At 44.5% G+C, this 13,661-nt stretch carries 16 protein-coding genes; 12 read left to right on the forward strand and 4 right to left on the reverse strand.

Annotated features, from left to right (window positions below; translation table 11 throughout):
• Positions 1 to 70 precede the first annotated feature (70 nt).
• The 12 genes from G4D82_RS11455 (at position 71) to G4D82_RS11510 (ending at position 11,772) form a co-directional block, all read left to right on the forward strand.
• Positions 71 to 808 carry a transporter gene (locus G4D82_RS11455; RefSeq protein ID WP_166337418.1) on the forward strand — a complete coding sequence of 246 codons (738 nt, stop codon included), beginning with the start codon at positions 71 to 73 and terminating at the stop codon, positions 806 to 808.
• 28 nt (positions 809 to 836) lie between these two features.
• Positions 837 to 1,973, forward strand: coding sequence for a lycopene cyclase family protein (locus G4D82_RS11460; protein WP_166337419.1), 1,137 nt, complete (start codon positions 837 to 839; stop codon positions 1,971 to 1,973).
• A 93-nt stretch (positions 1,974 to 2,066) separates the two neighbouring features.
• Positions 2,067 to 2,477, forward strand: coding sequence for a BrxA/BrxB family bacilliredoxin (locus G4D82_RS11465; RefSeq protein ID WP_166337420.1), 411 nt, complete (start codon positions 2,067 to 2,069; stop codon positions 2,475 to 2,477).
• 84 nt (positions 2,478 to 2,561) lie between these two features.
• On the forward strand, positions 2,562 to 3,074 hold the full coding sequence (locus tag G4D82_RS11470; protein ID WP_166337421.1) for a GNAT family N-acetyltransferase: 513 nt from the start codon (positions 2,562 to 2,564) through the stop codon (positions 3,072 to 3,074).
• A 95-nt stretch (positions 3,075 to 3,169) separates the two neighbouring features.
• A complete protein-coding gene (gene trhO / locus G4D82_RS11475; RefSeq protein ID WP_166337422.1) occupies positions 3,170 to 4,528 on the forward strand; it encodes an oxygen-dependent tRNA uridine(34) hydroxylase TrhO in 1,359 nt (452 codons plus the stop codon).
• Positions 4,528 to 5,769, forward strand: a complete 1,242-nt coding sequence (locus G4D82_RS11480; protein ID WP_166337423.1) for a peptidase U32 family protein — start codon at positions 4,528 to 4,530, stop codon at positions 5,767 to 5,769. Before trhO ends, G4D82_RS11480 begins: the two co-directional genes overlap by 1 nt.
• Positions 5,769 to 5,999 (forward strand): ferredoxin, encoded by a 231-nt coding sequence (locus G4D82_RS11485; protein WP_166337424.1) that lies wholly within the window; start codon positions 5,769 to 5,771, stop codon positions 5,997 to 5,999. Before G4D82_RS11480 ends, G4D82_RS11485 begins: the two co-directional genes overlap by 1 nt.
• Before the next feature lie 165 nt (positions 6,000 to 6,164).
• Positions 6,165 to 7,424 carry a PSP1 domain-containing protein gene (locus tag G4D82_RS11490; RefSeq protein WP_166337425.1) on the forward strand — a complete coding sequence of 420 codons (1,260 nt, stop codon included), beginning with the start codon at positions 6,165 to 6,167 and terminating at the stop codon, positions 7,422 to 7,424.
• Positions 7,408 to 7,884, forward strand: a complete 477-nt coding sequence (locus G4D82_RS11495; RefSeq protein WP_166337426.1) for a gliding motility lipoprotein GldH — start codon at positions 7,408 to 7,410, stop codon at positions 7,882 to 7,884. The genes G4D82_RS11490 and G4D82_RS11495 overlap by 17 nt, the downstream gene beginning before the upstream one ends.
• A gap of 9 nt (positions 7,885 to 7,893) precedes the next feature.
• Positions 7,894 to 10,182, forward strand: coding sequence for a penicillin-binding protein 1A (locus G4D82_RS11500; protein WP_166337427.1), 2,289 nt, complete (start codon positions 7,894 to 7,896; stop codon positions 10,180 to 10,182).
• Positions 10,183 to 10,408: 226 nt separating this feature from the next.
• A complete protein-coding gene (locus G4D82_RS11505) occupies positions 10,409 to 11,110 on the forward strand; it encodes a CoA transferase subunit A (RefSeq protein WP_166337428.1) in 702 nt (233 codons plus the stop codon).
• Positions 11,111 to 11,112: 2 nt separating this feature from the next.
• Positions 11,113 to 11,772 (forward strand): CoA transferase subunit B, encoded by a 660-nt coding sequence (locus tag G4D82_RS11510; protein WP_166337429.1) that lies wholly within the window; start codon positions 11,113 to 11,115, stop codon positions 11,770 to 11,772.
• A gap of 64 nt (positions 11,773 to 11,836) precedes the next feature.
• Here G4D82_RS11510 and G4D82_RS11515 read toward each other — a convergent pair whose 3' ends face one another.
• The 4 genes from G4D82_RS11515 to G4D82_RS11530 all read right to left on the reverse strand — a co-directional run bounded on the left by G4D82_RS11515 (position 11,837) and on the right by G4D82_RS11530 (position 13,549).
• Entirely contained in the window at positions 11,837 to 12,049 is a 213-nt protein-coding gene (locus G4D82_RS11515; protein ID WP_166337430.1) for a YgaP family membrane protein, read from the reverse strand.
• A 76-nt stretch (positions 12,050 to 12,125) separates the two neighbouring features.
• Entirely contained in the window at positions 12,126 to 12,752 is a 627-nt protein-coding gene (locus G4D82_RS11520) for a Crp/Fnr family transcriptional regulator (RefSeq protein ID WP_166337431.1), read from the reverse strand.
• Positions 12,753 to 12,782: 30 nt separating this feature from the next.
• On the reverse strand, positions 12,783 to 13,169 hold the full coding sequence (locus G4D82_RS11525; RefSeq protein WP_166337432.1) for a VOC family protein: 387 nt from the start codon (positions 13,167 to 13,169) through the stop codon (positions 12,783 to 12,785).
• Positions 13,169 to 13,549 carry a DUF1398 family protein gene (locus G4D82_RS11530; protein WP_166337433.1) on the reverse strand — a complete coding sequence of 127 codons (381 nt, stop codon included), beginning with the start codon at positions 13,547 to 13,549 and terminating at the stop codon, positions 13,169 to 13,171. Before G4D82_RS11530 ends, G4D82_RS11525 begins: the two co-directional genes overlap by 1 nt.
• Positions 13,550 to 13,661: the final 112 nt, after the last annotated feature.

Raw genomic sequence — 13,661 nt, forward strand, 5'->3', positions numbered from 1 at the left:
TTTTGAGCAAATATAAAAATAAATTTGATTTAGGTAAATATATTTTTAGGTTTGTCTAAAATTTATCAACATGAAAAAAATACTGCTACTGAGTTTACTACTGAACGGAATATTTATCCAAGCACAAACGGCTTCCATCCAAGCCGACCGACCTGATCAGACCGAAACCCCGGCCTTGGTTCCTAAAGGCATGTTTCAACTCGAAAGCGGTTTCAGTTATCAGAAAGAAAATGCACAAATTAATTCTTATGCCATGCCCGCAGCTTTATGGAAATACGGTGTGAACGAAAATTTCGAATTGCGTTTGATTACCGAACTCGCCGGGGAAAATGCTAGAGAAAACACTTTCGGGTTGCTTCCGGTTTTGGTGGGTTGCAAGATTAAAGTTTGTGAGGAAAATGGCTTTATTCCGAAAACGTCGTTTATTGGGCATATGTCAATTCCTAAGTTGGCTTCTACAGACTACAAAGCCGATTTCTATGCGCCGGAATTCCGTTTTGTGATGCAGCACACTTTGTCTGAAAAATTCAGTTTGAGCTACAACCTTGGTAGTGAGTGGGACGGATTTTCTGCCGAGCCGACTTTTCTTTACACTTTGACCACAGGTTATTCCATCACAGAAAAATGGGGTGCTTATATTGAGTGTTTTGGTTTCGCTCCGCAAGAAGATACCGCTTATCATAGCTTCGATGGCGGTTTGACTTATTTGGTCAATAATGATTTCATGCTCGATGTTTCTTCGGGTTTCGGCTTGACTCAAAACGCTCCGGATTATTATGTGGCGTTAGGTTTTTCGATTAGGCGATAAGCTGCACAAAAACCATTATCTTCGCGGGATGCAACACTATCATTACATATTTACCGGAGGCGGACTATCGGCTATGATGGTGGTTTATGAAATGGTGAAAAACGAGAAATTTTCAGGCCAATCCATTTTGATAATCGATGCAGATGACAAACAAACCAATGACCGCACTTGGTGTTTTTGGGATGAGCAGGATGATTTTGATGGCATCGTTTCCAAATCGTGGAATCAGGCAGTTTATGCCGATACCGACTTCAGGAAAGTACTTGATTTAAAGCCTTACCAGTACAAGATGATTCAGGGCAAGGATTTTTATGATGGGTTCCGAAGAACAATCGAAGGAAAAACCAGCGTTCATTTTCTGCAACAAAAAGTCCTTGATTTTCATGAGTTGGGCCAGCATTGCATCGTCAAAACCGACACGCAAAGTTTCACTTGCAATAAGGTTTTCAATTCGATTTTCAATCCTGAAATGGTTCGCAACCAGAAGAAATACCCACTTTTGCAACAACACTTTGTCGGCTGGTTCGTAAAAACTAAAAGTCAAGTTTTCAATCCGATTAAAGCTACGTTCATGGATTTTTCCGTTGCGCAGAACAACAATACACGCTTTATGTATGTGCTGCCGTTTTCCGAAACTGAAGCTTTGGTCGAATATACTTTGTTCTCTAAAGAGTTGCTTCCGAGAGAAGAATACGAAACCGCTATTGCAAAATATCTTGAAAATATCGGCGCTATCGATTTTGAAATCACCGAGAAAGAGCACGGCAATATCCCAATGACGGTTTATCCGTTTTGGAAGCAAAACACTAAAAATATTATCCATATCGGTTCGGCAGGCGGTTGGACCAAAGCCAGTACGGGTTATACCTTTAAAAATACGGTCAAAAAATCTAAAGCCTTGGTGCAATTTTTAGCTACGGAGAATGACTTTAGAAAATTCCACCAAAAGAACAAATTCTGGTTTTATGATTTATTGTTTATCGATGTGTTAAGCCGAAGAAACGATTTGGGAAGCACGGTGTTTTCAGGTATGTTCTGTCATGTCAGCCCGGCGCTCATCTTCAAATTCCTCGATGAAGAAACCACGTTTGCCGAAGATTTGAAAATCATTTGGAGTTGTCCGAAAAAGCTATTCATCCGAGCATTATTAGGAAGGTTATTCTAACAAATCTTTAGCATTCCGATTGGGTTTTCTGCTTATATTTGCAGCGGATTTTCTCAAATCCAAAGCCGAATATTTCATCTAAAATCAAACAATATGTATCCAGAAGAAATGGTAAAACCGATGCGCGCCGAACTCACTGACGCCGGTTTTCAGGAATTATATAGCGCCGAAGCCGTCGAAAATGCGATAAAAGCAGACGGAACAACTTTGGTGGTAGTGAACTCAGTTTGTGGTTGTGCCGCAAGAAATGCGCGTCCGGGAGCGAAAATGAGTTTGGATGGAGCTAAAAAACCAGACCATTTGATCACGGTTTTCGCCGGCGTCGACAAAGAAGCTGTTGATGCGGCTCGTCAGCACATGTTTCCGTTCCCGCCTTCATCGCCGAGCATGGCTTTGTTCAAAAATGGTGAATTGGTGCACATGCTCGAGCGCCACCACATTGAAGGTCGCCCAGCAGAAATGATTGCAGAAAACCTCAAAGACGCCTATCAGGAGTTTTGCTAAAATTCCAAAAACGTATTCCAGAAACCCTATAAGAAGTAACTATTTTGTAGGGTTTTGTTTTTTAAATCCACATTTATCTTCGCGATGAACTATCAATTCCGAAAAGCCGAACTTTCAGAAATCCCGCAAATCTGGACCATTCTGCAACAAGCGATTGCCCGACGAAAAGCCGATGGCAGCCAACAATGGCAAAACGGTTATCCGAATCCTGATGCCGTCCGAAACGATATGGCAAAAGGCGTTGGTTTTGTTTTAGCGGATGGCCAAAAAGTCATCGGTTACAGCGCGGTTTTAATCAATGACGAGCCGGCTTATGCTAACATTGACGGGCAATGGCTCAGCAACGGAGATTTTGTAGTGGTGCATCGGGTCGCGATTTCCGAAGATTATTTAGGTCAAGGTTTGGTGCAGCAAATGTTTCTCGAAATCGAAAAATACGCCATCGGTCAAAACATTTACAGTATTAAAGTTGATACGAATTTTGACAATTTACCCATGCTTCGAATCGTGGAGAAATTGGGCTACACCTACTGTGGTGAAGTAATACTATCCGGCGCTCCGAGAAAAGCCTTCGAAAAACTACTCCAAAAATCCTAACTACCAACTACTGTCTACTAACTACTAATTCCTATCTTTGCGCCCGAATCCTTCCATTTAGGATTTTATATATTTCTCACTTAAACGTTTATAGCATGCAACTGTACAACACTTTAAGCGCGGAAGAAAGGGCCGAACTTATTGACCAAGCCGGCAAACAAAGGCTCACTTTGTCTTTCTATGCGTATGCCAAAATTCCAGACCCAAAAGCATTTCGTGACCAATTATTCCTGCAGTGGAACAAGCTCGACGCGCTCGGCCGCACTTACGTAGCCCACGAAGGCATCAATGCGCAGATGAGCGTTCCGGCTGAAAACATGGAAGCGTTTCGAGAAACTCTGGAAGCTTACGATTTCATGAAAGGCATCCGACTCAACGTCGCTGTCGAGCAAGACAACCACTCGTTTTTAAAACTGACCGTCAAAGTGCGCGATAAAATAGTTGCCGACGGACTCAATGACGAAACCTTCGATGTCACCAATATCGGCGTGCACCTCAAAGCCAAGGAATTCAACGAAATTTTAGAAAACCCCGATACGATTGTAGTAGATTTTCGCAACCATTACGAAAGCGAAATCGGGCACTTTAAAGGCGCGATTACACCCGATGTGGAAACTTTCCGCGAGAGCTTGCCGATCATCAACGAGCAGCTCAAGGATTTCAAAGAAGATAAAAATCTCGTGATGTATTGCACAGGCGGAATTCGCTGCGAAAAAGCGTCGGCTTACTTCAAACACCAAGGTTTCAAGAATGTTTACCAACTCGAAGGCGGCATCATCAATTACGCCAAACAAGTCAAAGAAGAAGGCCTCGAAAGCAAGTTCATCGGGAAGAATTTCGTGTTCGACCACCGACTCGGCGAGCGCATCACCGACGATATTGTAGCCCAATGTCACCAATGCGGAAAACCGTGTGACAATCATACCAACTGCGCCAATGAAGGCTGTCATTTGTTGTTCATCCAATGCGATGACTGTAAAGCCGCGATGGAAAATTGTTGCTCTGAAGAATGCCAACAGACAATCCATTTGCCAATGGACGAGCAGATTAAATTGCGCCGCGGCATTATGAACGGCAATAAAATTTTCAGAAAAGGCAAATCCGACAAGCTCAAGTTCAAACATTCGGGCGAATTGTCTGACATTCCGTTGGCTACTGCAATCAAAGAAACACCAATCCGCGAGAAAATCAAAGTCAAGAAAATGCTGCTCGGCAAAGTATCGCATTTTTATGTAAAAGCGCAAGTCGGTTTGTTTGTGATGGATAACGGCGAACTAAACTCCGGCGATACGATTTTAATTTCAGGCCCGACTACAGGAAATGAAACGATTACCATTTCCGAAATGCAAGTTAACGGAACCCAAGCCGAGGCTGCTTCTCTTGGCGATAAAGTCACGATTGCTTTACCTTTCCGCGTGCGTCTTTCAGATAAAGTTTTTAAAATTTTAGACTAATGACTACTTCAGGAAAAATTGAACTCATGGCTCCGGCAGGGAACTTTGAGTCGCTTCAGGCCGCACTCGACAATGGCGCCGATTCGGTTTATTTTGGAGTAGAACAACTTAACATGCGCGCTCGGGCTTCGGTGAATTTCACCATTGGTGATTTGCCGGAAATTGCGCGTCGTTGCCGTCAAAAGAATGTCCGGACTTACTTAACACTCAACACGATTATTTACGACCACGATTTGTCGGTTGTCAAAACTTTACTGACCCAAGCCAAAGCCGCGAACCTTACCGCAGTGATCGCTTCAGATCAAGCTGTGATTGCGATGGCGAGAACTTTGGGTATTGAAGTGCATATTTCCACACAGCTCAATATCACCAACATCGAAACGATAAAATTCTACAGTTTGTTTGCCGACACGATGGTTTTGAGCCGAGAACTCAGTTTGCGTCAAGTCAAAAAAATCACTGAACAAATTCAGAAAGAACAGATTAAAGGTCCGAGCGGGAATTTGGTCGAAATCGAGATTTTCGGTCATGGCGCGTTATGCATGGCGGTTTCGGGCAAGTGTTATCTGAGCCTGCATTCGCATAATTCTTCAGCCAACCGTGGCGCTTGCAAACAGAATTGCCGAAAGAAATATACCGTCATCGATCAGGAATCAGGTTTTGAAATTGAACTCGACAATGAATATATGATGTCTCCGAAAGATTTGTGCACCATCGATTTTCTGGACCAAGTCATCGAATCCGGTATCCAAGTCTTGAAAATCGAAGGCCGCGGCCGCGCTCCGGAATATGTGGCTACTGTCATCAAAACCTATCGAGACGCGATTGACAGTTTCTACGAAGGCACTTTCACCAACGAAAAAGTGGCTGTTTGGATGGACGAGCTCAACACCGTTTACAACCGCGGATTTTGGTCGGGCTATTACCTCGGTCAAGAATTAGGCGAATGGAGCGATGTTTCTGGCTCGATGGCGACGCAGAAAAAAGTCTACGTAGGCAAAGGCACTCATTATTTCCCGAAAGCCAATATTGCCCAGTTCAAAATAGAAGCTTACGATATCAAAGCCGGCGATACCATTCTGATTACCGGTCCAAGCACCGGCGCACAGCAGCTTACCATTGATTCGATGTATGTCAATGACGTAGCGGCCGAGAAAGCCACTAAAGGAGATTCGTTTACGTTAAAGCTTCCGTTTCGCGTGAGAATGTCGGATAAACTCTATAAAATTGTAGAGAACTGATGGTAGTGGTGACTTTGCAACGCGCCAAATGCATTGGCTGTAATTACTGTGTAGAGATGGCACCGGGGCAATTCCAGATGTCGAAGAAAGACGGCAAAACGGTACTGCTACACGCACAAGACGCCAAAGGATTCTTTACGCTCAAATCGGCCGATCACAGTATTGCTGAATTTTGTGAACTAGCCGCGAAGGCCTGTCCGGTAAAGATCATTTCGGTCAAGGAAACTTAAAAGCACCGCTCGATTTTACGGAATCTAGAGCTAACTTTTTCAACGTCAGCTACTGAATTTTCAAGCCCGAACTTTGCTTTGAAACTTTAAAACTTAAATACTATCTTTACGCACTAAACGTTTTGTAAAGTAGTCTTTCGAGGCGATCATCATATATACAGATTTATGGCTTGTAACAGTTGTTCCACTGCTGATGGCGGCGCGCCAAAAGGGTGTAAAAATAATGGGACTTGCGGCACCGATAGCTGCAACAAATTAACCGTTTTTGATTGGCTTTCCAATATGGCCCTTCCCGGCGGACAGGAACCTTTCGATTGCGTAGAGGTTCGCTTCAAAAACGGTCGCAAAGAATTCTACCGAAATACTGAAAAAATTACCTTAAGCATAGGCGATATTGTGGCTACAGAGGCTTCTCCGGGTCATGACATCGGGATTGTTACCTTAACCGGTGAATTGGTTCGGGTTCAAATGAAGAAAAAAGGCGCCAACCCAACAGCTCTGGATTTGGCCAAAATTTATCGAAAAGCTTCACAGAAAGACATCGACATCTGGTCTGCAGCCCGCGACCGAGAGGAGCCGATGAAAGTACGGGCTAGAGAATTGGCCATTGCGCACCAACTCGAAATGAAGATTTCCGACATCGAATTTCAAGGCGATGGCTCCAAGGCAACTTTTTATTATACCGCCAATGATCGCGTAGACTTCAGGCTACTTATCAAAGATTTTGCAAAGGAGTTCAGCATTCGTATCGAAATGAAACAAGTGGGTTTTCGTCAGGAAGCCTCGCGTTTGGGCGGTATCGGCTCTTGCGGAAGAGAACTGTGTTGTTCGACTTGGCTCACTGATTTCCGCAGTGTAAATACTTCGGCAGCGCGTTACCAGCAATTGTCTTTGAATCCTCAGAAATTGGCCGGGCAGTGCGGAAAACTCAAATGCTGTCTGAACTACGAACTCGACACTTACATGGATGCATTGCAAGGGTTTCCCGATTTCGACACCAAGCTCTACACCGAAAAAGGCGAGGCGATTTGCCAGAAACAAGATATTTTCAAAGGCCTGATGTGGTTTGCTTACCGTGAAAATTCCATTCAGTGGCATGTTTTGAAAATCGAGCAAGTCAAGGAAATTATCGCCGAGAACAAAGCCAAAAATAAAGTGTCTTCACTCGAAGATTACGCTCTTGAAGTACCGTCGGCTCCAGAAAAAGATTTCAACAATGCCATGGGTCAAGAAAGCCTCACGCGTTTCGATCAGCCCAAAGGCAAAAAAAGGCCGAACAAGAAAAAGCGCCCATCGGGCGAGAAACAAGGAGCGCCAAAACCGGTTGCCTCCGGCGAGCCTAACACAAACGCACAGAACCCTAATAGAGAAAACCGCCACCACAGAAGACCGAACAAATCCAATAGAAATGAACCTAAGAAATAGTGTATTGTTTTTTCTGGTCGTATGCTCGTTGTTTTCCTGCGACAAAAAGCGGGTATTCGATGAATACGTGTCTGTAGGCAAAAGTTGGGACAAAGATTCCGTGGTAAGTTTCGATTTGCCCAAGCTCGATCCGAAAAAATATTACAATCTCTTTGTGAACATCCGCGATAACAATGATTATCCGTACAACAACTTGTTTTTAATTGTGGCCTTGGAACAGCCCGACAAAGTTACGTTAGTCGACACGCTCGAATACCAAATGGCCAATGAAGACGGCTCTTTGCTCGGCGAAGGTTTTACCGATGTTAAAGAAAGCAAGCTCGTTTACAAAGAACGCATGAAGTTCAAACCCGGCGCTTATAAAGTGCATATTCGCCATGCCGTGCGCCAAACCGGGAAAGTAGAAGGCGTAAAAAAATTAGACGGAATCACCGAAGTCGGTTTCAGAATAGAAAAATAGACAAGCATTATGGCAGTTTCCAACCCAACACCGAACAAAGACATCCAGTACTACAAAAAGAAATTCTGGAAGATTTATGGCTACACTTTAGCCGGGATTTTTCTGTTTTTCATCTTCGCTTCTTGGGGCCTTTTCGGTTCGATGCCTTCGTTTGAAGACCTTGAAAACCCAGATTCCAATCTGGCCACTGAAATTATTTCTACCGACGGCGTAACTATCGGTAAATTCTATAACGAGAACCGAACGCCCATCAAATACGCTGATTTGCCCAAACATTTGGTGAATGCTTTGGTGGCGACCGAAGATGAAAGGTTCTACGAGCATTCGGGTATTGACGGCAGAAGAACCTTAGGTGCCGCAATCAAACTCGGTTCTGATGGTGGTGCCAGTACGCTCACCCAACAATTGGCCAAGTTGCTTTTCCATGGTGAAGGTTCGCGTTTTCTTCCGTTGAGGATTATCCAAAAAGCGAAGGAGTGGATTATCGCCATTAAACTCGAGAGGCAATACACCAAAAACGAAATCATCGCGATGTATTTCAACAAGGCGGATTTTGTGAATACTGCGGTCGGAATTCGTTCGGCTGCCAAAGTGTATTTTGGTAAAGAGCCTCGCGACCTGACTATCGATGAAAGCGCGATGCTCGTCGGTATGCTGACCAATCCGTCGTTATACAATCCGGTGCGCCGCGCAGAGAAAGTACAGAAAAGACGAAACATTGTTTTAGGTCAAATGGTGCGCAACGGTTTTTTAGACGAGGCCACCAAAAAGCAACTCGAGCAAAAACCGATTGTGTTGCATTTCCAACCCGAGAGTCACACTGATGGTATTGGAACTTACTTCCGCGAATACCTGCGCGACTTCATGAAAACTTGGGCCAAAGAAAACAAGAAATCAGACGGTTCGGAATACGACATCTACAAAGACGGCCTCAAGATTTACGTTACCATCGATTCCCGCATGCAGACTTATGCCGAGGAAGCCGTGACCAAGCATTTGCCCAATTTACAGGAAGAGCTTTCGAGTCAACAAAAAGAAAACAAGAATGCGCCTTTTGTAAATATTTCCGAAGCCGAAACCGAAAAACTCATGCGCAAGGCCATGAAGAATTCGAGCCGTTGGAAAGGCATGGCAGACCAAGGCAAATCTGAGGCAGAAATCATCAAATCCTTTGGGGTGAAAACCAAAATGAAAGTCTTCACTTGGAAAGGCGAGAAAGACACCGTGATGACGCCCACAGATTCCATCCGCTATTACAAGAGTTTCTTACAGGCCGGCATGATGGCCATGGAACCGCAAACCGGGCACATCAAAGTTTGGGTTGGCGGCATCAATTACAAGTATTTCCAATACGATCACGTGGGCCAAGGCGCGCGCCAAGTAGGTTCTACTTTTAAACCTTTTGTGTATGCCACAGCCATCGAGCAACTCAATATGTCGCCTTGTGATTCCATTATCGACAGCCCTTTCATGATTCACAAAGGCAAACACAACGTGACCGAAGACTGGGAACCGAAGAACTCCGACAACCAATACCGCGGCATGGTGACCCTCAAAAAAGCGCTCGCGAATTCCATCAATACGGTCTCGGCCAAACTCATTGACAAAGTCGGCCCAGAAGCAGTGGTTGAGCTCACGCACAAACTCGGAGTAAAATCAGATATTCCTGCGCAACCTTCTATCGCGCTTGGTGCCGTAGAAGTGACTGTGCAAGATATGGTGGCGGCCTATAGCACTTTTGCCAACGAAGGCGTTTATATGAAGCCACAATTCATCACCCGAATCGAAGACAAAAACGGCGTAGTGATATATGAACCTACACCCGATTCGCATGACGTCCTGAACAAAGACATCGCTTTTGCGGTCATCAAACTGCTCGAAGGTGTGACCGAAGGCGGTTCCGGAGCGCGTTTGCGAACCCAAGGCGGTGGCCATGGCTACAACCGAGTAACGGGTTATCCGTATATGTTCACCAACCCGATTGCGGGTAAAACCGGTACCACGCAAAACCAATCCGACGGCTGGTTTGTGGGCATGGTACCGAATCTGGCCACGGGCGTTTGGGTCGGTTGCGAAGACCGGTCGGCACGTTTCAAGGGCATCACTTACGGGCAAGGCGCTACGGCGGCATTACCGATTTGGGCGATGTTCATGAAGCAGTGTTATACCGACGAAACCCTCAACGTGTCTAAGAAAGATTTCGAACGACCGGCCAATCTCTCCATTAAGGTTGATTGCTGGGCACCGGTCAAAGACACGACCGATTTCGAGCAGAACACCGACGAATTTGAATTGTAGAAGAAAGGCACTAAGAGGCTAAGGTTCTAAGTTCAGGAGCCGGGAACCTGCTCTCCGCTGTAGTCCTCGCTGCGCTGTGGGCTGCCGCTCCGATCAGGGCTAGGGCAATCCGATAAATAATAAACATACTGCTCAGCTTTGCGCCTTAGCGTCTTTGCGAGCCTAAAATAAAGCAACCTTTGCGAACTTTGCGAAACCTTTGCGAACTTCGCGGTAAAGCAAAAATATGATCAACAAAAAAGTAAACTCAGTACAAGAAGCCTTACAAGGCATCGAAAACGGAATGACGCTCATGCTCGGTGGTTTCGGGCTTTGCGGGATTCCGGAGAATTCCATTGCCGAACTGGTCCAGAAAGGCACCCACAACCTCACTTGCATTTCAAATAACGCCGGAGTCGATGATTTCGGTTTGGGCTTGTTGCTCCAGAAGAAGCAGATCAAAAAAATGATTTCGTCTTACGTGGGCGAAAACGCTGAATTCGAACGTCAAATGCTCTCGGGCGAACTCGAAGTCGAACTCATTCCGCAAGGTACTTTAGCCGAACGATGCCGTGCTGCACAAGCCGGAATTCCCGCGTTTTTCACGCCAGCCGGTTATGGAACCGAAGTCGCCGAAGGCAAAGAAGCCCGCGAATTCAATGGCAAAATGCACGTGATGGAACACGCCTTCAAAGCCGATTTCGCCATCGTCAAAGCCTGGAAAGGTGACGAAGCCGGCAACCTGATTTTCAAAGGCACCGCGAGAAACTTTAACCCTTGCATGTGTGGCGCAGCTAAAATCACTATCGCTGAAGTCGAAGAACTTTTGCCCGCCGGCAGCCTCGATCCGAACCAAGTGCACATCCCGGGCATTCTAATCCAACGGATTTTCAAAGGCGAAAAATTCGAAAAACGCATCGAGCAACGTACCACCCGAAAAAGAGATTAATCATGGCCTTAGATAAAAACGACATTGCAAAAAGAATTGCCAAAGAAGTCAAAGACGGTTATTACGTGAATTTAGGCATCGGAATACCCACCTTGGTGGCCAATTATGTCCGCACCGATATTTCGGTAGAATTCCAGAGTGAGAATGGGGTTTTGGGCATGGGCCCGTTTCCCTATGAAGGAGAAGAAGATGCCGATTTAATTAATGCCGGAAAACAAACCATCACTACTTTGCCCGGAGCGAGTTTCTTTGATTCGGGTTTCAGTTTCGGAATGATCCGCGGACAACACGTAGACTTGACCATACTCGGTGCCATGGAAGTAGCCGAAAACGGAGACATTGCCAACTGGAAAATTCCCGGGAAAATGGTCAAAGGCATGGGCGGTGCCATGGATTTAGTCGCCTCGGCAGAAAACATTATCGTGGCCATGATGCACGTGAACAAAGCAGGAGAATCTAAAATCCTGAAAAAATGTACTTTGCCGTTAACAGGCGTCGGTTGTGTGAAGAAAGTAGTGACCGAACTCGCCGTGATGGAAATTACCCCGAAAGGATTCAAATTACTTGAGCGAGCGCCGGGCGTTTCAGTAGAACATATTATCGCCAGCACCGAAGCCGAGTTGATTATCGAAGGAGAAATCCCTGAAATGCAAATAGATTAAAAAAAAAAGAGGCATCTTATATTAGTAAAGCCTCTTTTTTTATGCAATGGTTGAACTTGCCACTTTATTTTTTATCCTTAACAGCGCAAGTACTGATTCCTAATGGTGCGTATAGCGGACAAAAGCTGACTAGGCTGGTTAATACAAACACTACTGAAAGTGCCAATAGAATTACTCCTACAGTACCGGTGATTGTTCCACTAAAATAAAGAAACCCGATGATAGCAGCAATGATTACTCTGATTATCCGGTCTGCTGAACCCATATTTTTTTTCATGACTCAAAAATTGAATGTTAATGCATTATTGCCTAACAAAAGTAAGTCGTGTTTTTTGGCCATGCAGTGACTGTGGTCACCACGGGCGGATGATTTTTATTTCACCTGAATTTTGTTCGATCTTGCCTTCGTTTTCTAGCTTTTTCAAAACACGCGTAATGACTTCGCGCGCGGTTCCTAATTCGTTGGCAAGCTGGTTATGACTCATGATGATGGAGGCGCTGCCGGTTAATTCCAGTTTCTTTTTTAAATGATCGTAAAGCCGTTTGTCCATACGATCCAATAACAAATGGCTTATAGTATCTAGGAGTTCTGAATATCGCAAATTGAACTGATTGTAAAAAAGCTCATTAAAATCAGGATATTCTCGAAGCCAATTGGGCAATAGTTGCACCGGAATCAAGAGCAGTTTCGAGTCTTCTTCAGTGATGGCAAATACTTTACTCGGTGTGTTTTTCAATGCGGCGTAGAAAGTCATCACACAACTTTGCGCGGGTTCTATGTAGTACAGCAGTAGTTCTTTCTCGTCGAATCTGGAGTACACTTTTACTAACCCGTTAATCACAATCGGAAGCACTTTAACATACTGTTGTTCTCTTAGAATTTCAGTGCCTTTAGGGAGTTCTTTAACGCTTGATTCCTGAATTATTTTCTCAACTAAATCAGGTTTTAAAAAAGACAATATTTTTCGATCAACCGTCATATTCAAAGTTTTTAGCGTGGATGCTCAGGGCTATTTTTGTAGTTTAATTCGCAAATCAGAAATCACAATTCCAAAACCATCAGGGTCTAAAATTAGGATTCCGTTTTCGTTCCAGTAAGGGTTTTTGGCTTGAGCACGAGGAACATTGTGGACGGTAATCCGCTCCGTCAGGCGATCATATTCTTCGCTGGTTTTGGGATAAAAAACCAATAAATCATCAGCATCGGGTTGGTGTACCGCTTTTTCATCTGAGGTCGTAAACTCTAGATGCCAATCTAAATTTTCCTTCCCGAGAAAAATGCCGTCATAACCCTCGTGGTTTTTGAAGTCTCCAATAATATCCAAACCAATCACTTCGGTGTAGAATTTCACCACTAATTCCAGATTGTCGGTATGTCGGGCGACTCTCAGGATCATCAAATCAGTTTTTGCGGAATCAGTTCTTCATAAAATCCGCCTGAACCGATATAAGTGACCCTTTTTCTGGGGCCTATCAGGGTTGCTTCATAAAACCGAACTCCAGCTTGAGCGATTTCGTCCATAAAACCGGCATAATCTGTTTTGCCTTGTTGGTTATTTCTCACGGCTTGGATGGTCAAATCTTCGCTGAATGACATGGCAATTTCTCGGTTTGCATTACCCAAATGCAGCACGTTTTCTCCTTGGGCGAAACGATAAAGAATGGTGCCTGTAGCGGTATCAACGGTGTAGGATTCCATTCCGATTTCTCGGAGTCTTCGGGCTAAATCAGGATAAGAAGTCGCAGCTTGGTAGCAGGCATTGATTTTATTCATCATGACGAATTGCTTTTGGATTTTAAAAATAGCGAATAATCTCAAAAGTATTCGGTATTGTAATCTTAAAAAGTTAGTTCGAAGTGCATTTTGTCGTTTTTCTAGGTTGGTTACG

Origin of the sequence: Flavobacterium lotistagni, assembly GCF_011392125.1 — a bacterium.
GTDB classification, from domain to species: Bacteria; Bacteroidota; Bacteroidia; order Flavobacteriales; family Flavobacteriaceae; genus Flavobacterium; species Flavobacterium lotistagni.